The 20,472-nt window shown below is 72.9% G+C and carries 23 protein-coding genes; 8 read left to right on the top strand and 15 right to left on the bottom strand.

Annotation, left to right across the window (positions count from 1 at the left end; translation table 11 throughout):
• Nucleotides 1-52 precede the first annotated feature (52 nt).
• Nucleotides 53-301: a hypothetical protein gene (locus ASE27_RS20245; protein WP_056649781.1), complete on the bottom strand. Its 249-nt coding sequence runs from the start codon at nucleotides 299-301 to the stop codon at nucleotides 53-55.
• A gap of 174 nt (nucleotides 302-475) precedes the next feature.
• Here ASE27_RS20245 and ASE27_RS10980 point away from each other — a divergent pair, with 174 nt between their 5' ends.
• Nucleotides 476-1,147, top strand: a complete 672-nt coding sequence (locus tag ASE27_RS10980; RefSeq protein ID WP_082608812.1) for an alpha/beta hydrolase — start codon at nucleotides 476-478, stop codon at nucleotides 1,145-1,147.
• On the opposite strand, the gene ASE27_RS10975 is transcribed toward ASE27_RS10980, so the two are convergent.
• On the bottom strand, nucleotides 1,140-2,213 hold the full coding sequence (locus tag ASE27_RS10975; protein WP_235534332.1) for a DUF3048 domain-containing protein: 1,074 nt from the start codon (nucleotides 2,211-2,213) through the stop codon (nucleotides 1,140-1,142). The genes ASE27_RS10980 and ASE27_RS10975 overlap by 8 nt on opposite strands.
• 71 nt (nucleotides 2,214-2,284) lie before the next feature.
• On the opposite strand from ASE27_RS10975, the gene ASE27_RS10970 reads away from it, so the two are divergent.
• Entirely contained in the window at nucleotides 2,285-3,517 is a 1,233-nt protein-coding gene (locus tag ASE27_RS10970; protein ID WP_056649774.1) for an AMP-binding protein, read from the top strand.
• 10 nt (nucleotides 3,518-3,527) lie between these two features.
• Nucleotides 3,528-4,397, top strand: coding sequence for a 1,4-dihydroxy-2-naphthoate polyprenyltransferase (locus ASE27_RS10965; RefSeq protein WP_056649771.1), 870 nt, complete (start codon nucleotides 3,528-3,530; stop codon nucleotides 4,395-4,397).
• Here ASE27_RS10965 and ASE27_RS10960 read toward each other — a convergent pair.
• Nucleotides 4,394-4,696, bottom strand: a complete 303-nt coding sequence (locus ASE27_RS10960) for a DUF4229 domain-containing protein (RefSeq protein WP_056649768.1) — start codon at nucleotides 4,694-4,696, stop codon at nucleotides 4,394-4,396. The two genes, ASE27_RS10965 and ASE27_RS10960, sit on opposite strands and share 4 nt — an antisense overlap.
• 134 nt (nucleotides 4,697-4,830) lie before the next feature.
• Between ASE27_RS10960 and ASE27_RS10955 the strand changes: the two genes are divergently transcribed.
• On the top strand, nucleotides 4,831-5,337 hold the full coding sequence (locus ASE27_RS10955; RefSeq protein ID WP_082608809.1) for a PLD nuclease N-terminal domain-containing protein: 507 nt from the start codon (nucleotides 4,831-4,833) through the stop codon (nucleotides 5,335-5,337).
• 47 nt (nucleotides 5,338-5,384) lie between these two features.
• Here ASE27_RS10955 and ASE27_RS10950 read toward each other — a convergent pair whose 3' ends face one another.
• The 7 genes from ASE27_RS10950 to ASE27_RS10920 form a co-directional block, all read right to left on the bottom strand.
• Nucleotides 5,385-6,674 carry an LCP family protein gene (locus tag ASE27_RS10950; protein ID WP_056649765.1) on the bottom strand — a complete coding sequence of 430 codons (1,290 nt, stop codon included), beginning with the start codon at nucleotides 6,672-6,674 and terminating at the stop codon, nucleotides 5,385-5,387.
• Between the two features lie 151 nt (nucleotides 6,675-6,825).
• Complete coding sequence (ccsB, locus tag ASE27_RS10945) at nucleotides 6,826-7,791, bottom strand: c-type cytochrome biogenesis protein CcsB (protein WP_056649761.1); 966 nt, start codon at nucleotides 7,789-7,791, stop codon at nucleotides 6,826-6,828.
• Complete coding sequence (locus tag ASE27_RS10940) at nucleotides 7,788-9,698, bottom strand: cytochrome c biogenesis protein ResB (RefSeq protein ID WP_056649752.1); 1,911 nt, start codon at nucleotides 9,696-9,698, stop codon at nucleotides 7,788-7,790. Before ASE27_RS10940 ends, ccsB begins: the two co-directional genes overlap by 4 nt.
• A complete protein-coding gene (locus ASE27_RS10935) occupies nucleotides 9,698-10,471 on the bottom strand; it encodes a cytochrome c biogenesis CcdA family protein (protein ID WP_056650038.1) in 774 nt (257 codons plus the stop codon). The genes ASE27_RS10940 and ASE27_RS10935 overlap by 1 nt, the downstream gene beginning before the upstream one ends.
• A 69-nt stretch (nucleotides 10,472-10,540) precedes the next feature.
• Nucleotides 10,541-11,185, bottom strand: coding sequence for a TlpA disulfide reductase family protein (locus ASE27_RS10930; protein WP_082608808.1), 645 nt, complete (start codon nucleotides 11,183-11,185; stop codon nucleotides 10,541-10,543).
• A gap of 52 nt (nucleotides 11,186-11,237) precedes the next feature.
• Nucleotides 11,238-11,927 (bottom strand): histidine phosphatase family protein, encoded by a 690-nt coding sequence (locus ASE27_RS10925; RefSeq protein WP_056649749.1) that lies wholly within the window; start codon nucleotides 11,925-11,927, stop codon nucleotides 11,238-11,240.
• A 91-nt stretch (nucleotides 11,928-12,018) separates the two neighbouring features.
• On the bottom strand, nucleotides 12,019-12,525 hold the full coding sequence (locus tag ASE27_RS10920) for a MarR family winged helix-turn-helix transcriptional regulator (protein WP_056649746.1): 507 nt from the start codon (nucleotides 12,523-12,525) through the stop codon (nucleotides 12,019-12,021).
• Between the two features lie 215 nt (nucleotides 12,526-12,740).
• On the opposite strand from ASE27_RS10920, the gene ASE27_RS10915 reads away from it, so the two are divergent.
• Complete coding sequence (locus ASE27_RS10915) at nucleotides 12,741-13,292, top strand: YceI family protein (RefSeq protein ID WP_056649743.1); 552 nt, start codon at nucleotides 12,741-12,743, stop codon at nucleotides 13,290-13,292.
• 158 nt (nucleotides 13,293-13,450) lie between these two features.
• Here the strand turns inward: ASE27_RS10915 and ASE27_RS10910 are convergent, their stop codons facing one another.
• Nucleotides 13,451-14,152, bottom strand: coding sequence for a redox-sensing transcriptional repressor Rex (locus ASE27_RS10910; protein ID WP_056649740.1), 702 nt, complete (start codon nucleotides 14,150-14,152; stop codon nucleotides 13,451-13,453).
• A 95-nt stretch (nucleotides 14,153-14,247) separates the two neighbouring features.
• Nucleotides 14,248-14,616, bottom strand: coding sequence for a glutaredoxin family protein (locus ASE27_RS10905; protein WP_369819009.1), 369 nt, complete (start codon nucleotides 14,614-14,616; stop codon nucleotides 14,248-14,250).
• A 105-nt stretch (nucleotides 14,617-14,721) separates the two neighbouring features.
• On the opposite strand from ASE27_RS10905, the gene ASE27_RS10900 reads away from it, so the two are divergent.
• Entirely contained in the window at nucleotides 14,722-15,531 is an 810-nt protein-coding gene (locus ASE27_RS10900) for an HAD family phosphatase (protein WP_056649733.1), read from the top strand.
• 139 nt (nucleotides 15,532-15,670) lie between these two features.
• Here ASE27_RS10900 and ASE27_RS19800 read toward each other — a convergent pair whose 3' ends face one another.
• Both ASE27_RS19800 and ASE27_RS10895 read right to left on the bottom strand, forming a co-directional pair.
• A complete protein-coding gene (locus tag ASE27_RS19800) occupies nucleotides 15,671-15,769 on the bottom strand; it encodes a 30S ribosomal protein bS22 (protein WP_003792170.1) in 99 nt (32 codons plus the stop codon).
• Between the two features lie 221 nt (nucleotides 15,770-15,990).
• On the bottom strand, nucleotides 15,991-17,187 hold the full coding sequence (locus tag ASE27_RS10895) for an acetoin utilization protein AcuC (RefSeq protein WP_235534330.1): 1,197 nt from the start codon (nucleotides 17,185-17,187) through the stop codon (nucleotides 15,991-15,993).
• A gap of 272 nt (nucleotides 17,188-17,459) precedes the next feature.
• Between ASE27_RS10895 and ASE27_RS10890 the strand changes: the two genes are divergently transcribed.
• Nucleotides 17,460-18,836 (top strand): TrkH family potassium uptake protein, encoded by a 1,377-nt coding sequence (locus ASE27_RS10890; RefSeq protein ID WP_056649729.1) that lies wholly within the window; start codon nucleotides 17,460-17,462, stop codon nucleotides 18,834-18,836.
• 72 nt (nucleotides 18,837-18,908) lie between these two features.
• The gene (locus ASE27_RS10885; RefSeq protein ID WP_056649726.1) at nucleotides 18,909-19,580 is read left to right on the top strand and encodes a TrkA family potassium uptake protein; all 672 of its coding nucleotides are present in this window, start codon (nucleotides 18,909-18,911) and stop codon (nucleotides 19,578-19,580) included.
• A 164-nt stretch (nucleotides 19,581-19,744) separates the two neighbouring features.
• Here the strand turns inward: ASE27_RS10885 and ASE27_RS10880 are convergent, their stop codons facing one another.
• Nucleotides 19,745-20,392 (bottom strand): hypothetical protein, encoded by a 648-nt coding sequence (locus tag ASE27_RS10880; protein ID WP_157257540.1) that lies wholly within the window; start codon nucleotides 20,390-20,392, stop codon nucleotides 19,745-19,747.
• Nucleotides 20,393-20,472 lie beyond the last annotated feature (80 nt).

Genomic DNA, 20,472 nt, shown 5'->3' with positions numbered 1-20,472 from the left:
TGACGGGCGACGGCGGTCTGACGGGCGCCGGCGCGGCGCGCTGCGCGCCGCGTCAGCCCGTGATGAAGCCGCTCAGCAGCCCGACGATCCCGCGGCCGGCGAACGCCGCGGTGACGGCCAGGCCGAACAGCAGGACGATCGACGCGACGACGGGGCCGATCGACCCGGCCGGCCGCGCGCCGTCCTCGTCGTCGTCCTCCTCGGCACGCAGCACGGGCCGGGCGGGGGCGATCGAAGGCGGGAACGGGGTGGCCGTGGACGTGGGCTCGAACGGGCTCTGGGTGGGGTTGATCGTTGCCATGCCTCTACGTTCCCGTGGGGAGGGGTGCAGGCACATCGGTCCAGCGGCTCGACCTGCGCACCCGGTGGTCCACCTCAGGGGTGAGCGGGTCGTCCTCCCCGAGGAGGAGGTACCACGGACCGTCCTCCTCGAACCGTCCGGAACATCGCTCCGACCTGCGGTGTTGCTCCGGGCATGACTCCTCGCACCGACGCCGTTGCCTCCACGCGCCCGCCCGTCCGGGAACCGGCACCCAGCACGAGACCGGCTCCCCCGGCGACCAGGATCGTGGTGGTGCACGGCCTGGGCGCGACGGCCGACAGCCACTGGTTCGGCGCGCTCCAGGAGCGTTACACGCCGTACGGGATCGAGGTCCTGGTCCCGGACCTGCCCGACTCGCAGGCTCCGGACCTCGACACGTGGCTCTCGCGGCTCGCCGAGGTGGTCGGGACGATCGACGAGCGCACCGTCCTGGTGGGCCACAGCCTCGGCTGCGTCAGCATCCTCCAGCATCTCGCCGCCCGCGACGACGACTGGCGGCTCGGCGGTCTCGCGCTCGTGGCCGGCTTCGTGGAGCAGGTCCCCGGGATCCCCGAGGTCGACCACTTCGTCGCCCGCGAGACCGACCCGGCGAGGATCGCTGCCCGCACCGCGCGCCGGCTCGTCCTGAGCGCCGACGACGACCCCGTGGTCCCCCGACGGCTGACGGAGGACCTCGCACGGCTCCTCGACGCCGACCTGACCGTGGTCGACGGCGCCGGGCACTTCCTCGCGCGCGGGGGCTTCGACCGGCTCGAGGTGCTCGAGTCGGTGCTCGACGGGTGGACGCTCACCGGCCCTGAGGCCGGCCCGCAACCAGTCAGCTGACCGTCCAGCTCCCGCCCTCGCGCGGGACGAGCTCGACCCAGGTGACGCCCTGCTCGAGGAGGACGGGCTCGCCGTCGGGCCCCGTGAGGACGAGCGGCTCGTCGACCGACTCCTGCGACCACGTCACGGCGACGTGCTTCCCAGCACTGGCCACGAGCCCCTCGCCCGAGCCCACCAGCAGCGTCTCCGGCACGGGCGTCCCGGCCGGGTCCTTGAACTGCGTGTCGCGGACCTCGACGCCGAGCACCACGACGTTCTGCGCCGAGAGCCGCGCGCCGTCGGACGAAACGGCCGGCGTGGTCCCCTCGTTGCGCAGGAAGGCCGCCTGCTCGGCGTCCCAGACCCACTGGGCCCGGCTCGCGAACGTGAGCGTCACGTCGAGCAGGCTCAGCGGCGCGCCCGTCGTGGTCGCGGTGCCCTGGCCCGGGACCCGGACGTGCCGGAGCTGGGTCGGAGGCGCCGCGCGGTCGTCCCCGGCCTGCGCCCAGAAGTCGGCCGGCGTCCCGAACAGGTTGTGCGGGGCCCGCTTGCCCTTCTTGAGGAAGAACCCGTCGTCGCCCTCGTCGTGCACGATCGTCTGGATGCCGGCATCGCGGACGGCTTCCACGAACGGGGGCTGCCCACCGCTGAAGGCGAGCACGCCGTGCGTCGGCCCGACGATGGCCGGGTCCATGGGACGCACCGAGCGGACGGGACCGACCGTCTCCGGGGACTGTGAGTGGTAGACCGCCACGAACCGCGTGATGCCGCCCTCGACGACCTCCTCCCACACCATGTCGGCCTGCTCGAGGCCGGTCTGGGGACGCGCCTGCGGCAGGTTCTCGATCTTGACGGCGAGCGCCGGACGGTCGTCGACCGCATCGGAGGGGACACCGGTGAGGGGCCAGGCGGGCGGGACCGCCGGGTCGGGCGGGCCCGCCTTGTCCGACTCGACGGCCGCCGGGACCGTGCTGGTCGGGGCGTCCGTGGGACCGCCGCTGCACGCCGCGAGCACGAGCGCGCTCACGATCAGCGCCCCGGCCCGCCCGAGGTCCCGTCCGACGCGCCCTGGTGCCCCTGCCGTCACGGTTGCCTGCCCTTCGTCGTGCTCCGGTCCACGGTTCCTCGTCACCCTACGACCGGATCTACGCTGGACGGATGTCACGCGCCGATGGTCCCCCTGACGCCCTCGCCCTGCGTGCGGCGGTCGCCGACGCCCTCGCCGGGCGCGGTCCCGCGGTCGCCCCGGCGCCGCTCGCCTTCACCGGACCGCTGCCCGAGGGCACGGCCCTGGTGCTGCAGACCTCGGGCTCGACGGGACTGCCGCGCGAGGTCGCCCTGAGCGCGAGCGCGCTCGTCGCCTCGGCGCGCGCCACGCACGAGCGTCTCGGAGGGGACGCGCAGTGGTTGCTCGCCCTGCCGCCGACGCACGTCGCGGGGCTCCAGGTGGTCCTGCGCTCCGTGGTCGCCGGGACCCCGCTCGTGACCGCCGACCTCGACGCTCCGTTCTCGCCCGCGGGCTTCGCCGCGGACGCCGCGCGCATGGACGGCGAGCGGCGCTACGTCTCGCTCGTCCCGACCCAGCTCCACCGCCTCGTGCACGCCCAGGGGACCGCGGACGGCGAGGCCGCGCTCGCCGCGCTGCGCTCGTTCGACGCGATCCTGCTCGGCGGGGCCGCGGCCCCGCCCGCGCTGCTGGCCGGGGCCCGCGCGGCAGGGGCCAGGGTCGTGACGACCTACGGGATGACGGAGACCTGCGGGGGCTGCGTGTACGACGGCGTCCCGCTCGCGGGCGTGCGGGTGCGGGTCGTCGAGCGCTCGTCCGGGCAGGTCCTGCCCCCGGGGGACGCGGGGGTCGTCGAGATCGGCGGGCCCGTCCTCGCGACGGGCTACCTCGGTGACGAGGCGCTCACGGCCGAGGCGTTCCGGCGCGACCCCGACGGCTCGCGCTGGCTGCGCACCAACGACCTGGGCTCGCTCTCCCCGGACGGATCGCTCACGGTCCACGGCCGGGCCGACGACGTCGTGGTCTCGGGCGGGGTCAACGTCGCCCCGGCCGCGGTCGAGGCCGTGCTGGCCGGTGCGCTCTCGGGCGAGGACGGGATCGGCGAGGTGTGCGTGGTCGGGATCCCCGACCCCGAGTGGGGGCAGGCGGTCGTCGCGGTCGTGACCCGCGGAGGCTCGCCCCGTGCGACTCCTGGCCCCGAGGGCGAGCCCGACGCCGAGCTGCTGACCCGGGCCCGGCACGCGGTCGCGACTACGCTGGGACCGCCCGCCGCACCGCGGTACCTGCTCGTCGTGGACGACCTGCCGCGACGAGGCCCGGGCAAGATCGACCGGGCGGCCGTGTCCGCGCTCGCCGCCCGCACCGCACCTCGCACCACCCACTGATCGGAGCACCATGGCCACCTCTGCCGAATGGGTCGCGGGCGCGCGCCTGCGCACCCTCCCCGCGGCGGCCGCACCCGTCCTCGTCGGCTCCGGAGCCGCGGCGCAGATCGACGCGTTCGCGTTCTGGCCCGCGCTGCTCGCGCTGGGCGTCGCGCTCGCGCTGCAGGTCGGCGTGAACTACGCGAACGACTACTCGGACGGGGTGCGCGGCACGGACGTCGACCGCGTGGGCCCCATGCGGTTGACCGCGTCGGGGGCCGCGCTCGCCTCGCAGGTCCGCAACGCGGCCTTCGTGTGCTTCGGCGTGGCAGCGGTCCTCGGTCTGGGGCTCGTGGCCCTCACGGGCCACTGGTGGCTGCTGGCCGTGGGAGCCGTCGCGATCGCCGCCGCCTGGTTCTACACGGGAGGCAAGAACCCCTACGGCTACCGCGGTCTCGGCGAGGTCGGGGTCTTCGTGTTCTTCGGGCTCGTCGCGGTCCTCGGGACCACCTACACGCAGGCCGGCCGCATCACCTGGGTCGCGGGCGTGGGCGCCGTGGCCGTGGGCCTGCTCGCGTGCGCGCTGCTCATGATCAACAACGTCCGTGACATCCCCACCGACGTGCTCGCCGGGAAGCGGACCGTGGCCGTGCGCCTCGGGGACTTCCGGGCGCGGCGCGCCTACGTCGCGATGATCTGGGTGCCGATCCTGCTGGCCGTGGTGTGCGCGTTCGCCGCGCCGTGGTCCTTGCTGGTGCTGCTCCTGCTGCTGCCCGCGGTGCTGCTGACCCTCCCGGTGCTCGCCGGGGCGCGCGGCCCCCTGCTGGTCCCCGTCCTCGCGGGCACGGGCATGTTCGAGCTCGGGTACGGGGTGCTGCTGGGCCTGGGGCTCGCGCTCTAGCCGTCCGTCCGACGGGCGTGCGTCTCGTCGGAGGCCGCGTCGACCGCGGCGTCCTCGAACGCGGCGTCGTCCTCGACCGCCCGCGAGAACTGCTCACCCGTCGCCCGCCTGTGTGCGGCGCGGTCCGCGAGGTACTGCGCAGCGCGCTCGCGCGGGCCCCGCAGCGTCAGGTAGGAGACCAGCAGGGCGAGCACGGCCGCGAGGACCGCGCACACGACCCAGTGGCCGAGGCCGAAGGCGTAGAGCACGACGAAGAGCACCCCGAAGATCGCGAGGCGCAGGGCGGAGTAGATGACCATGGGCACCCCTCCAGGGTAGGCGCCCAGAGGAGCCCGGGGCGACACGCCCCGGTGTGCACGAGCACCGCTCCCGCCCCGACCCCCGAAGGTCGCAGGCTGGACACGTCCTCGCCTCGGACGCATAGGCTGGGGGCATGTCCCGCGTCCTGCTGACCCTGCTCGCCGTAGGCCTCGCGGTCTACGCCCTCTCCGACTGCGCCACGAGCGCCGAGGACGACCGGAGCGGGATCCCCAAGGGGCTGTGGATCGTGATGATCATCTTCCTGCCGTTCGTCGGTCCGCTCGCCTGGATCCTGGTCTCCCGGACGCAGCGCTCGCGTCATGCCGCCGCGGGCGGGGCCGGCTCGCCCCGCCGCCCGTCGACCGGAGGCGCACGGCGCCGCAGCAGCGGACCGGTGGCTCCTGACGACGACCCGGACTTCCTGTGGAAGCTCGAGCAGCAGCGACGTCGCGAGGCACGCGACGAAGGGTCGACGTCGGGCTCGGGGACCGCTCCCGGCACGGCTCCCGGTCATGCCCCCGGTGCTGCCGACCACGAGGACGAGCGGGAGCAGGAGCCGCGGTCCCCGGGCAAGGGCTCGACGGGCGAGACGGACAGCGCGCCGGACGCGCCGTCGTCGGGCAGCAACGACCCGTCCTAGCAAGGAACCGGACCGCACCGGCTACGTCACCAGGAGCCGCACCGTGCTCAGCACGTCTCCTGGGCGTCGGCCGACGTGATCGCCTCGCCCGGCAGCCGGTCGGCGAGCGGGTCGACCGGCGCCTCGGGCGTCGTCGTCGCGGCGTCGACGGGAGGCACCGTGGCCGAGTCCGGGGTCTGCGGTTCGACGGCCGCGTCGGGGACGATCGGCTCGTCGGCGGCCAGCCGGGCCCACACGTCTGCGGCCTCGTCGCTCAGGACGACACGAGCAGGGTTGGACGGCTGGGGACCCGACGGGATCGTCAGGAACGTGACCGCGTCCGCGCGCACCGAGCGCAGCGAGAACGCGAGCCCCTTGAGGTCCACACCCCCGCTGATCGTGAGCGAGCTCGTCGCGGCGTCCAGGAACCTGATCAGGCTCGGGAGGTCGGTCAGGACGTTCTTGCCCAGCACGGACTTCGTGAGCGCCGCGAGCAACGCCTGCTGACGTCCCATCCGGTAGGTGTCCGAGCCGTCGCTCAGCCCGTGCCGTGCTCGTGCGAGGGCGAGCGCCTCGGGCCCCGACAGGACGTGGTCTCCCGCGGTGAGGTGCAGGTTCGCGTCCTCGTCGTCCATGTCCTCGGGGATGCAGATGGGCACGCCGCCGAGCGCGTCCACCATGCTCTGGAACCCCGCGAAGTCGACGACCAGGAACCCGTCGGTCCGCACCCCGCTGATCTGCTCGACGGTCATCTGCGTGCAGGTCGCGGCCGAGGCGAGGTCCTGGCCCGCGTTCCAACCGCGAGAGAACGCCGAGTTGAAGATCGACCAGGAGGACGGCTCGGTCGTCCCCCCGCCCGTGACCGTGCACGCGGGGATCGGGATCATCAGGTCGCGCGGGACCGAGACGAGCTCGACGCGCGACCGGTCGGCCGAGACGTGCAGCAGCATCGTCGTGTCCGAGCGCATACCGGCCTCGGCCCCGCCGATCGCCTCGTTCACCCCGGACCGGTCGTCCGAGCCGATGAGGACGAGGTTCACGGGCAGCCCGGCGAGGGGGTCCTCGGGGTCCGGGGTCGCGACAGGCGGGCGGGACGCCTCGGGTGCGACGAGCTCCTCGGTGTCCACCTGGTCGACGTTCGCGAGCGACTTCACGACGAGCGCCGTGGCTCCCGAGGCTCCGAAGGCCAGGACGGCTGTCGTCACGAGCCCGAGGACGCGCAGCACCCGGTGCTCCCGTCGCGCCGCTGCGTGACGTACCTGCCCGCGCCAGGGGACGTCGCCGTGGAGCGGCTCCGGGCCCGCACCGGCCCTGCGGTCGCCCTCGGGCCACGTCCCCCCGCCACGTTCGCTGGTCACGAGCGCCGACTCTAGCGACGGTGCCCGCAGGGCGCTCGTTCACCGCGGGGCGAGCCCGTCGAGATCCGGTGAAGGTCCGTCCGTGCAGGACAGGGCCGTCCCGCTCGGCGGGACGGCCCTGCGTGACCCCGGCGGCCCGGGGCGGGCGGCGCTACTCCTGGGTCGTGATGCCCGAGTACGAGTGCTTGCCGTTGAAGATCAGGTTGACGCCCGTGAAGTTGAACAGCACGCACGCGTAGCCCACGATCACGAAGTAGGCCGCACGTCGTCCGGACCATCCGCGCGTGGTGCGGGCGTGCAGGTAGGCCGCATAGACGACCCACACGACGAAGCTCCAGACCTCCTTGGGGTCCCAGCCCCAGTAGCGACCCCAGGCGTGCTCGGCCCAGATCGCGCCGCCGATGATGGTGAAGGTCCACAGGACGAACGCGACCGCGTTGAGGCGGAAGCTCAGTGCCTCGAGCTGCGCGGGCCGGGGCGTGGTGTCGAGCCAGCGCCAGGCGGGATGCCCCAGGAACGCGTTGCCGTTCTCGCGCGAGTCGCGCAGGAGCTGGATCACGGACATGACGAACGCGACCGTGAAGATGCCCGTGGCGATGATCGCGACCCCCACGTGGATCACGAGCCAGTAGGACTGGAGCGCGGGCTGGACGCCCGTGGCGTCGAGGAAGAACGAGTTCTGGGCGACCACGAGGAACAGCACCGAGAGGCCCGTGACGAAAGCACCGAGGAAGCGCACGTCGCGCCGCAGGCTCACCCCGAGGAACACCGCCATCGCGACGAACGCGCCGACGAGCGTGAACTCGTACATGTTGGCCCAGGGTGCGCGGCCGGCGGCGATCCCGCGGGTCACGATCGCCGCCAGGAGCAGGATGGTGCCGAGCCACCCCGTCGAGATGCCGATGCCCGCGGCCTTGCGCGAGACGGGCTTGGCGGGGGTCGCGACCGCGACCTTGACGGGGGCGTCCGCGTCACCGGAGGCGTCGGCGGCAGCCGGCTCGGCGACCGGTTCCTTGGCCCCCAGCCGGGACAGGTCGATCGCGAAGGCGATGAACGCGACCGTGAGCGCGGTCGCCGCCGCCCACACCAGGTCGGAGCTCAGCTCGGCAACGGTCATCGGTCAGCCTTTCGTGGTCGGTCGGCGCGAGCCGGCCCGGTGGTTCGGGTGGAGGACCCGCCGCGCGCGGCGGGCCGTTCGTCGGGGGGTTCGGTCGCGTGCTCGATCCCGGGGAGCGACTCGACCACGCGGTCGACCTCTCCCTGGAGTCCTGCGTCGTCGCCGCGGGCGAGCCCCGCGACCGTGACGACGGTACGCCGCGCGGACGTCTCGCCGTCGGGCACCTCGTCGCTCCACACACGCAACCACACGCGGCGGCGCGGTGTGAAGAGCGAGACGGCCAGCCCGCCGAGCGCGCCGAGCGCGAACACGAGGATCCAGGCGAGCGCCGGGTCGTGCCGCATGTCGAGCGCCACGTAGCGCGCGACCGGCCCCTCGGCGAACGTGAGGGTGCCCAGCCCGTCCGGCAGCTCGACCGTCTCGCCCGGCGCGACGAGGACCTGGACGCGGCCTCCCGTCTCGTCGACCGACGCCGTGAGGGTGTCGGTGTTGAGGCGGTAGACGTTCTGCGGCAGCCCGTCGTCGAGGCCCAGGTCGCCCCGGTAGACCTCGAGGACCAGCAGCGGGTTGGCCGGCTGCGGGAAGATCGAGCGAGCCCCGTCCTCGGTGACCTCGGCCGTGGGCAGGAAGTAGCCGACGAGGCCGATCTGGTCGAGTCCGGGCGAGGTGTCGGGCACCTTGATGACCCCGCGCGAGGTGTACATGGTGTCCTCGGGCAGGAACGGGACACGGCCCGCGAACGCGACCTGCCCGTCGGCGTCGTGGATGGTGACCTCGGGTGCGTAGCCGTTGCCCTGCAGGTAGATCTTGGCCCCGCCGGCCACGATCGGGTGGTTGACCTTGATCTGCTCCTCCTGCGAGGAACCGTCGGGGTTGCGCACCGAGACGTTGGCCGTGAAGTCGCGCGACTGCGCGAACGCGACCTGGTCCATCGCGAACTCGGCGTCGAACGAGTCGAGGGTCATCGAGAACGGGACGAGCGAGCTCGGCCGGAACAGCGAGCCGTTCTCGAACGTGTCGTAGTCGACGACCGCGTTCGCGAACCCGCGCCCCTCCGTGATGATCGCCTGCCCACGGAAGTGCAGGAGCTGTCCGGTCGCGACCGAGACGAGCAGGCCCAGGAGCGAGAGGTGGAACAGCAGGTTGCCGGACTCGCGCAGGTAGCCGCGCTCGGCGGCCACGGTCCGGCGTTCGGGCAGCCCGCGGGCCACGTCGGCCGGCTCGGTCGAGACGTCCACGCGGAACGTGGGCAGCCGGCGGAACCGGCCGCGCAGGTGCGCGGCTGCCGCCTCGACGACCTCGTCGGGCGTCGCCGTGCTCGTGGTCTCGGCCTTGGCCGGGAAGCGGTCGAACCGTCGCGGGGTGCGCGGCGGGCGGTTGCGCACGGCCTGCAGGTGCGCCTTGGTGCGCGGCAGGATGCATCCCACGAGCGACACGAACAGCAGGATGTAGATCGCGGAGAACCACACCGACGCGTACACGTCGAAGAAGCCCAGCCGGTCGAGCCACTCCCCCGTGCGCGGGTTGTCCTGGAGGTAGGTCAGGACCGCGGCCGGGTCCTGGGGGCGCTGCGGCAGCACCGAGCCCGGGACGGCCGCGACGGCCAGCAGCATGAGGAGCATGAGAGCGACGCGCATGCTCGTGACCTGGCGCCAGACCCAGCGCAGGCTGCCCTGGAGGCCGAGCGAGGGGAGCTGCGGCGTGCCGGCCTCGCCGGCGCGCGCGGTACCGGGCGCGTCCGGGATCGCGGCGTCGGGTCCGGTCGCGCGCGGGGCGCGCTTCGAGCTGCCCGACGGCGTCGCTCCCGTCTCGGCGGGCGCCTCGCCCTCGGAGGGGCGAGCCTCGGGCTCGGGGTGGCTGAACGCGTCGTCGATGCCCTCGGGGCGGTAGAGGTCCTTGTCGCTCATCAGATCACCGTCTCGAAGCCCGTGATGAGCCCGCCGAGGCGCGAGGTCCAGGTGCCCCAGACGCCGGTCACGAGCGCCAGGCCGATGAGGATGAGCATGCCGCCTCCGATGCGCATGATCGCGAGCCGGTGGCGCCGCAGGAAGGCCACGGCCTTCTTGGACCGCTCGAGGCCGATCCCGATGAGCAGGAACGGGACGCCGAGGCCCAGGCTGTACGCGATGCCCAGGATCGCGCCGCGACCCGCGGTGGCCTCGTCGAGCGACAGCGCCATGACCGCGGTGAGCGTCGGGCCGATGCAGGGCGCCCAGCCCAGGCCGAACACGATGCCCAGCAGGGGTGCACCCCACAGCCCCGCGGTGGGGCTCAGGTGCAGCCTGCGGTCGCGCTGGAGGAACGGCATGGCCCCCATGAACGCGAAGCCCATGAGGATCACGAAGACCCCGATGACGCGCGTGATGACGTCCTCCCACTGCTTGACGTGCACGCCGACCGCACCGGCGGCGACCATGAGCAGGACGAAGACGAGCGTGAAGCCGGCCACGAAGAGCCCGACGCCGGTCGCGACCCGCCACCGGCCCGGGGCGCGCACGGTCCGGACGGCGCTACCGCCACCCCCACCGCCGCTGCCGCCTGCCTGGCGCGACGTGGTGCCGGCGTTGGCCGCGGCGAGCCCGCTCACGTACCCGACGTAGCCGGGGACGAGCGGCAGCACGCACGGGGACGCGAAGGACACGAGCCCCGCGAGGAGCGCGACCGGCACCGCCAGCAGCATGGAACCGCTGAACGCCGTGGTGGCGAACGTGGTGCCGACGTCACCGGCGAAGGAGAGAGGGTTCACGGGTCAGGCGTCCTCTGCGAGGACGTCGTCGACGAGCCCGGTGAGGGTCGAGCCCTCGGCGCGACCGATGATGCGTGCGGCGACGCGCCCCTCGCGGTCGAGCACGACCGTCGTGGGCACCGCCTGGATGGGCACCGAGCCCTCGAGCGTCGCGATCGCCTCGCCGCGCGTGTCCTCGATCGAGGGGTAGGGCACCTCGAACGTGCGCTCGAACGCGAGCGCGGCGCCCGCGTCGTCGGTGCTGTTGATCCCGAGCAGGCGCACCCCCTGGTCCGCGCGGTCGTTCGCGAGCGCGACCAGGTCCGGCGCCTCGGCCCGGCACGGCGCGCACGACGCGTACCAGGTGTTGAGCACGACGACGTCGCCGGCCCACTCGCTCGTGTCGATCGCGTTGCCCTCGAAGTCCGTGCCGGTCAGGACGACGGGGTCGTCACGGTCCGACACGTCCCACGTCTTGACCGAGCCGTCGCCCGAGACGTAGCCCTGACCCACGACGTCGTCGGGGCTCGTGGCGCCCGACTCCTGGGCGCAGCCCGTGAGGACCAGGCCGAGCGAGACGATCGCGACGGGGACGAGAGCAGGACGACCGGCGGTGCGATGCCCGGGTGCGGGCGCGCGACCGTGCCGGGCACGGAAGGGGTGGATCATGGCAGCACTGTCTCCCACCTGCCTGGGCACAACCTGAGAAACCCCTGGTGGGTCACGCTCCGGAGACCTTCGCGGCCCCCGGCAGCAGGTCCGCGACCGGCTCGGTGTAGTGGATCCCGACGAGGCGGTCGCCGTCGAAGCGCAACGAGGTGAGGGACGCGAGCGAGCACTGACGGTTGCGCGGGTCGTGCCACAGCCGCTTGCCCTCGAACGCCAGGCGCGAGATCCAGATGGGGAGCTGGTGGCTCACGAGCACGACCTCGCGCCCCTCGGCCTGCGCACGGGCGTCGTGGATCGCGGCGTGCATGCGCGCGACCTGCTCCTTGTAGGGCTCGCCCCAGGACGGGCGCAGCGGGTTCCAGAGGTAGGGCCAGTGCCCGGGGTGGCGCAGCGAGCCGTCGCCCACGCCGAACTTCATCCCCTCGAAGTGGTTGCCCGCCTCGATGAGCCGCTCGTCGGTCCCGAGCGGCAGGCCGAAGGCCTCGGCGACGGGCGTCGCGGTCTCCTGCGCGCGCTGGAGCGGGGACGCGATGACCAGGGCGACGTCGAAGGGCTCGTGCGCGCCGTCGTCGGGCAGTGCGGGTGCGCCTTCCGCGGGCTTGCCCGACAGGTGCCCCGCGACGCGACGCGCCATGGTGTGCCCGAGCTCGGAGAGGTGGTACCCGGGGATTCGCCCGTAGAGGATGCCGTCCGGGTTGAAGACTTCACCGTGACGCATGAGGTGGACCGTGGTTGCAACCATGCCGACCAGTCTCCCAAAGATCTGGCGCGCGCGGTGCACGTGCCCGGGGTGCTCCGGGCCACACCGCGCCGCCCGGCGCGCCCGGCCATACCTACTGCTCGCGCGGCTCCGCGACCCGGCACGCCTCGGCGACGGCTTCCATGGCCTCGCCGAGGTTGCGCAGCTGCGCCGGGGTCAGGACGTCGACCAGGTAGCGACGGACCGCGGTCACGTGGCCCGGGGCCGACGCGACGAGCTCGGCGTACCCCGCCTCCGTCATGACGCAGTTCACACCCCGTCCGTCGCCCACGCTCGCGGCGCGACGCACGAGCCCGCGCTGCTCCATGCGGTGGACCGTGTGGGTCACGCGGCTGCGGGAGCGGGCCAGGCCGTCGGCCAGCGCGGACATGCGCAGGGTGTGGTCGGTCGCCTCGGACAGGCGGACCAGGAGCTCGTACTCGCCGAGGGTCAGGCTCGAGAGGTCCTCGTGCTCCCTGCTGAGGGCTTCGACGAACCGCGCAGAGCCGTCGAGGAACGAGCGCCAGTAGCGCTGCTGGTCGTCGTCGAGCCAGGAGGTGTCGTGCACCGCGGTGGCGTGCTGGTCCTGCTGAGCCGTCATCTCTTCCTTCATCCGTCACGCCCCCTCCGTGTGAACAACGGCCCCATTCTCCCATCGTCGGGGGTGGTGGCCGGTCCAGGGAGAACTCGTGCCCTCCTCGGGGAATAGAGGGCGGTGGGCTTGCGTTGATGCGTTCGTATGAAGTTGAATCTTCAACTAATGGCACGTCGACGGCGCGCCTGACGCAACGCAACTCGACCTCTCAGGAGACACCCATGGCCACGAACCTTCCCTCCGGACTGACCGCAGGCACCTACGCGATCGACCCCTCGCACTCGCAGGCGACCTTCACGGTCCGCCACGCAGGCATCTCCAAGGTCCGCGGCTCGCTCGCGATCGCCGACGGCAACATCACCATCGGTGACGACGTCGAGTCCTCCAACGTGGTCGCCGCGATCGACGCCAAGTCGGTCAACACGGGTGACGCGGGCCGCGACGGCCACCTCCAGTCGGCCGACTTCTGGGACGCCGAGAAGAACCCGACCTGGAACTTCGTCTCGACCGCCGTCGAGGCCGACGACGACGACTTCGTCATCGCGGGCGACCTGACCATCAACGGCGTGACCAAGCCGGTCAAGCTCGAGACCGAGTTCACGGGCACCGCCGTCGACGCCTACGGCAACTCGCGCGCCGGGTTCGAGGCCGAGACCGAGATCTCCCGCAAGGAGTTCGGCCTGACCTGGAACGTGGCCCTCGAGGCCGGTGGCGTGCTCGTCGGCGACAAGATCAAGATCGCGCTCGACCTCTCGGCGATCAAGCAGGCCTGAGCCTCTCGCCCCCGACCGGCCCCCGCGTCCTGACGCGGCCCGGTACGCCAGGAGCCGGCGACCCGTGACGGGTCGCCGGCTCCTGTGCTGTCCGGGCGAGGTGCGCACGAGGCCCGACGGCGGGACGCGCCACCGCGGTCGGGCCCGGTGCGGGTGCCCTAGGCCCCGGCGCCCTCGTCGTCCTCGTCCGGACCGGGCTCGCCCGGGGGACGGTTCGCGAGTGCTCGCGCCTGCGCGTGGAAGGCCAGGATCTGCAGCTCGCTGCCCACGTCGACCGAGCGCACGATCACGTCGTCGGGCAGCTGGAGGGCGCGCGGCGCGAAGTTGAGGATCTCGCGGACCCCGGCCTCGACGACCCGCTCGGCGACGTCCTGCGCGACGTGCGCGGGCGTGGCCAGGACGACGATCGTGACGTTCTCGCGAGCGATGACCTCCTCGAGCGCGTCGACGTGCTCGACCACGAGGCCCGCCGCCTCGGTGCCCACGACCGACGGTGACGCGTCGAGCAGGGCCGCGACCTCGAAGCCACGGGTCCCGTAGCCCGAGTAGTTCGCGAGCGCGTGGCCCAGGCTACCGATACCGATGATCGCGATCCGGTGCTCGTCGGTCACGCCCAGCGCCGACGTGATGTAGGTCGCGAGCGAGTCCACCACGTACCCCACGCCGCGCGTCCCGTACGACCCGAGGAACGACAGGTCCTTGCGGAGCTGTGCGGAACCGACCCCGGCCAGCTCGGCGAGCTCGGTCGACGAGGTGGTCTCCACCCCGCGCCCCTCCAGGTCGCGCAACGCCCGCAGATAGGCGGGCAGACGTGTCACCGTCGCGCCAGGAATGCCGGTGTCCCCCAGGGTCTCTGCCACTCGTACCACCCATACCTCGTCATGTCGTCGTCGTTGACGACCTCCCTGTGCTGCTTTCTCGGATCATCTCAGGCTCTGGCCCCGAACGCGGAACGTCAGCCGCTGACGCGCCGCCGGGCGAGCGCCTTGGCGAGCCGTGCGCCGTCGACCTGCCAGAACCCTTGCTGGACCCCGTCCACGGTCACGACCGGGACGTAGTCCCCGTACTCGGACGCGAGCGCACCGGTCGGGTCGTCGTCCACGTCGACCTCGGTCCACGTGACCCGCTGCTCGGCGCACACCGCCTCGACGATCTCGCGAGCCGTGTCGCACAGGTGGCACCCGTCGCGCCCGTAGAGCACGACGCGCGGGGGCAGGGGAGGCACGGCTCGGGGAGGGGCGGCCGGGCCGAGCGCCTCGGACCCTGCCTCGGGTCCTGCGGCTCGTCCTGCGGCGTGTCCGGCGGCAGGTTCTGCGGTGCTCACTCCCCCAGCCTACGCATCCCGGACAGAAGGTCCGTCCGGGTGCCCGGCGTCCTGAGGCGCGCGGGTCGTCGGCGGGGGTCGGTGGGCGCCGATAGAGTGGACGGCATGCCGACGTCTGCACCTGGGTCCACCCATCCGACGGCGGCCTTCTTCGACGTCGACAACACCATCATCCGGGGCGCCAGCTCGTTCCACCTGGCCCGGGCGCTGTACCAGCGCGGCTTCTTCTCCACCCCGGACCTCGTGACGTTCGCGTTCCACCAGGCCCGGTACCTCCTGCTCGGGGAGAACAAGCGCCAGATCGACCAGGTCCGCTCCCGGGCCCTCGACCTCATCGCCGGCCGCTCGGTCGCCGAGGTCGTCGCGATCGGCGAGGAGGTCTACGACCAGGTCCTCTCCCTGCGGATCTTCCCCGGGACCCAAAAGCTCCTCGACGAGCACATCGCGGCCGGTCACCAGGTGTGGCTCGTGTCCGCGACCCCTCTGGAGATCGGCCAGCTCATCGCCCGGCGGCTCGGGGCCACCGGGGCGCTCGGCACGGTCGCCGAGCACGAGGACGGTCTCTACACGGGCCGCCTCGTGGGCGACATGATGCACGGCCGGGCCAAGGCCGCGGGCGTGCGCGAGCTCGCCGAGCGCCACGGGATCGACCTCTCGGCCTCCTACGCCTACGGCGACTCGCTCAACGACGTCACCATGATGCAGGCCGTGGGCCACCCGTGCGCGATCAACCCGGACACGCGGCTGCGCCGCCACGCCAAGGACGTCGGGTGGCCCATCCGCGAGTTCCGCGGCCGGCGCCGACGCGTCGCGAACCGGGGGCTCAAGACCGCGAGCTGGGCGGGGGCGGCCTGGGTCCTCGGGCTCGTCATGCGCTCGATCCGGCGCTCGCTCAAGGGCCGCACCGGCCTCTGACCTGCCGCTCCCCGGGCCGCCGACGAGCCGGACTCACCGACCAGCCGGCGCCCGCGACGATCCCGGGCATGCGAAGAGCCCGGCACCCCTGAGGGGTTCCGGGCTCCTGCGGCAACCGGCGCGCGAACGCGCCGCGCTGCTACTTCTTGTTACGACGCTGGTGGCGCGTCTTGCGAAGCAGCTTGCGGTGCTTCTTCTTGGCCATACGCTTGCGGCGCTTCTTGATGACGGAGCCCATGGGTCCTCACAATGCTGGATCGGTGTGCGATCGGGATCGCCCCGATCATGGTGGTCCACGGCTGATCGGGAACCGACCAACACGAGAAAAAGTCCGTCCCTTAGCCTACCTGCTCCCAGGCTGTCGCCAGAAATCGAGCGAGGGTGACGTCGTCGGGCGGGGGGCGGAACACCCTGGCGGGCGCTCGCCCGCCGCCCGGTTCCGGGGCTCCCCGAACCGCCTCAGTCGAAGTGCGCGTCCAGTCCCAGCAGGGGAAACACGGCCTTGCGCGTCGCGACGACCGCGCGGTCGACCTCGTCCTCGGGGTCGTAACCCCGCCCCCACGACGTGAACGCGACCTCGCCGTCCCCCATGAGCGCGGCGGTCTCGCGGTGGGCTACCGCGGTGATGTGGTCGCGCCACGCGACCGGCACGGGCGTGGACGGCGCCACGGGCGCGTGGACGACCTCCGCGACGACGTTGGACCACGCGAACGGGACGACCGACGTGACCGAGTAGCCCCCGCCGCCCAGGGCGACCCAGCGCCCCTCGGCGAGCTCGTGCGTCAGCTCGTGGATCCAGCGCACCGCCGTGCGCTGGGCGTCGATGCTCACGTCGAGGTCGCTCAACGGGTCGTGGCCGTGCGCGTCGCAGCCGTGCTGGGACACGATCACCTGCGGCCGGAACGCGCGCAGGACGGGCGGGACGACCGCGTCGACGGCCCGCAGCCAGCGCGAGCCGTCGGTCCGGCGCGGCAGGCCGAGGTTGACCGCGGTGCCCGACGCCGTGGCGCCGCCCGTGTCCGTCGCGTGGCCCGTGCCGGGGAACAGCGTCGCGCCGCTCTGGTGGACCGAGACCGTCAGGACGCGCGGGTCGTCCCAGAAGATCGACTCGACGCCGTCGCCGTGGTGCGCGTCGAGGTCGACGTACGCGACGCGCTCGGCGCCGTCGTCGAGGAGGCGCCGGACCGCCGCCGCGGCGTCGTTGTAGATGCAGAAGCCGGACGCTGCCCCGCGCTGGGCGTGGTGCATGCCGCCCGCGATGTTCACGGCGTGCAGCGCGTGCCCCGACCAGACCGCGCCCGCGGCCTCGTACGAGCCGGACAGGATGCGTGCCGCGGCCTCGTGCATCCCGGCGAAGACCGGGTCGTCCTCGGTGCCCAGCCCCAGCGCGGCGTTCTCCACCCCTTGCTCCGAGGCCGCGTGCACCGCGGCGACGTATGCCGGGTCGTGCACCAGGTCGAGCACCTCGTCGGTGGCGGGCGACGTCCCGACGACCTCGACCCCCGGGGCGTCGAGCAGACCCAGCGCGCGCACCAGGCGCATGGTCAGGTCCAGACGCGTCGGGGACATGGGGTGCCCGTGCCCGAAGTCGTACCCCAGCAGGTCCGGGCTCCACACGACCTGCGCGACGAACGGCACGGTGTCGGTTCCGGTCACGTGCGCTCCTCGGTCGGCGGTCCTCGTCCGGACGGCGGGTGCTCCGTCGCACGGCCCGTACCGCGGCACGCGTGGTGTCGGCGGCAGGCAGGAAACACGGTAGCGCCCGCACGGCCCGACGGCGCCACGCGGTTCAGCCGGTGGGCAGGGGCCGTCCTGTGGCAGAGTTGGGCGACACATCGGCACGCACGGCGACCGGACGACCCCGCAAGGGCCTCCCCCGCCACCCGTCCACCCGGACGAGGACGCACGGACAGCGAGACGGAGGACCGATGCCCCAGGGGGTTTCCGGGCGCTTCTTCGCAGGACGAGAGCTGGTCGACCGCCTCGCCCGCCACTCCCCGGCCCGCCTCGCGGTCACGGTCTTCGCGGCGGTGATCTCGCTCTTCACGCTGCTCCTCATGGCCCCCTGGGCCACGACGTCCGGGAAGTCGGCGCCGCTGATCGACGCGCTCTTCACCGCGACGTCGGCCGTGTGCGTCACGGGCCTCGTGGTCGTCCCGACGGGGACCTACTGGTCCACGTACGGGCAGGTCGTGATCCTCGTGGGCATCAAGATCGGTGGTCTGGGCGTCATGACGCTCGCCTCGATCCTCGGCATGGCCGTCTCGCGGCGCATCGGCCTGACGCAGAAGCTGCTCACGGCCTCGGAGACCAAGACGACCCGGCTCGGCGAGGTCGGTTCGCTCGTGCGCGTCGTCATCATCACCTCGACCAGCATCGAGCTGCTCATCGCGCTGCTGCTCCTGCCGCGCTTCATCGTGCTCGAGGAGACGTTCGGCGAGGCCGCCTGGCACGGCCTGTTCTACGGGATCTCGGCGTTCAACAACGCGGGCTTCATCCCCACGGCCGAGGGCCTGACGCCCTACGTGGGCGACTGGATGCTGCTCATGCCGATCATCATCGGCGTGTTCATCGGCTCGCTGGGCTTCCCCGTGATCCTCAACATCATGCGCAACCGGCGGCGCGCCTCGAAGTGGAACCTGCACACCAAGCTGACGCTCACCACGAGCGCGGTCCTGGTCGTGGTGGCCGTGGTCCTGTTCGCGGCGTTCGAGTGGACCAACGCCAAGACGCTCGGCCCGCTGAGCCTCAACGAGAAGATCCTCGCGTCGCTGTTCGCCGGGGTCATGCCACGGTCCGCGGGCTTCTCGACGATCGACATCAACGGCATGCACGAGTCGAGCTGGCTCATCACCGACGCGCTCATGTTCGTCGGTGGCGGCAGCGCCTCGACGGCGGGCGGCATCAAGGTCACGACGCTCGCGGTCATGCTGCTCGCGATCGTGTCCGAGGCGCGCGGCGACCGCGACCTCGAGGCGTTCGGTCGGCGCATCCCGCGCGAGACCCTGCGCCTGGCCGTGGCCGTGTCGTTCATCGGCGCGACGGCCGTGCTCGTGGCGAGCCTGCTGCTGCTCGAGATCACGGGCTGGACGCTCGACGTGATCCTCTTCGAGACCATCTCGGCGTTCGCGACCGTGGGCCTCTCGACGGGCGTGACGGCCGACCTCCCGACCGCCGGCAAGTACGTCCTCGTCGTGCTCATGTTCATCGGCCGCACCGGGACCATGACGCTCGCGGCCGCGCTCGCGCTGCGCGACCGGCGCCGCGTCATCCGCTACCCCGAGGAACGCCCGATCATCGGCTGACCCCGCCCCCTGCTCCCCCTGGTGCGGTCCCGGCTCACGGCCGGCCCGCGCCTCCCGACGAAAGGTCCCCAGGTGCCCGACAAGAAGGCCCCCGAGAAGAACGCCGGCGTGCTCGTGATCGGGCTCGGCCGGTTCGGCTCCGCGATCGCCGCGACCCTCGACCGGCTCGGCCAGGACGTGCTCGCGGTCGAGCGCTCACCCGAGCTCATCGCGCAGTGGTCGGGCCGCATCCCTCTCGTCGAGGCCGACGCCTCGAACCCCACCGCCCTGGAGCAGCTCGGCGCGCGCGACTTCCCGGTCGCGGTCGTGGGCGTGGGCACCTCGCTCGAGGCGAGCGTGCTCATCACGGGCAACCTGGTGGACCTGGGCACGCCCCAGATCTGGGCCAAGGCCATCTCGGCCGAGCACGGGCGCATCCTGCAGCGCATCGGCGCGCACCACGTGGTGTTCCCCGAGGCCGACGCGGGCAGCCGCGTGGCGCACCTGGTCTCGGGCAAGCTGCTCGACTACATCGAGGTCGAGGACGGCTTCACGATCGTCAAGATGCGGCCCCCGAAGGAGACGCAGGGCTTCACGATCGAGCAGACCAAGGTCCGCGACCGCTACGGCGTGACCATCATCGGCGTGAAGTCGCCCGGCCAGGACTTCGTCTACGCCGAGCCGACCACGCGCATCTCCGCGAACGACCTGCTCATCGTCTCGGGGCACGCGGAGCTGCTGGAACGGTTCGCGGCGCGTCCGTAGCCACGCACGGGGCCCGCGTTCTCCCCACCGAGCGATCAGTTGTCAGAAGCCCACCAGGGTATGTCCCGGTGGGCTTCTGACAACTGATCGCTCGGCGTCGTCCGGGTCACGTGCCGGCGGACCGGTCCTGGGGCCGCGAGGGCACGCAGGCCCGACGACGTCGCTCAGCTCGCGCGGGTCCGGCGCCGTCTCAGGGCCGCGCCTCCCGCGACGAGGCCACCGGCGATCGCCAGGGTGCCCACGACCGTGACGCCCGTGGAGGCCAGCGGGCCGGGAACCGTGCCGGGGGTCCCGCCCTCGGCCGTCGTGCCGTTGCCCGTGGTCGTCCCTCCGCCCGTTCCGCCGCCGTCCGTGCCGCCGACGGCGCTCCGGACGTCGAACGACGCCGACCGGACCGAGGCTCCGCTCACGGGGTCGGTCACCACGACGTAGTGGGGGCCCGGGACCGTCGAGAGCGGGACGGTCGTGACGAGCTCGATGGTCCCGTCGGCGCGCGCCGTCACGGTCCCGAGGAACGTGGGCGTCGAGTGGAGGTGCACGTCGTACGTCACGAAGGGCACGAATGCCCGGCCCCGGACCACGAGCGTCCCGCCCGGGACGGGGTTCTCCGCGACCGCGTCGACCGCAGAGAGCGTGGTGATCCCCGTGATGCCGACCTGGAGGCTCACGCCCTCCGGTCCGTGGTCCCCGACCGGGACCGGCGGGGAGGCGACCGCGGGAAGCCCTCCGAGGACGATCCCGCCTGCCACGACCAGTCCTGCCACAGCCCCTGCGAACGTGCGGGCTCCAGCCCGCGGGTCCACGATCCGCACTTGCGCACTCCCTTGTCGCCTCGCGCCCCCGAGCGCGCCCATCCTCCCACGTCCTGGGGCCCCTGCGGGCGCCTCAGCGG

The sequence above is a fragment of the Oerskovia sp. Root918 genome (assembly GCF_001428945.1).
Taxonomy (GTDB): Bacteria; Actinomycetota; Actinomycetes; order Actinomycetales; family Cellulomonadaceae; genus Oerskovia; species Oerskovia enterophila.
This window is presented reverse-complemented; position numbering and strand designations above follow the sequence as displayed.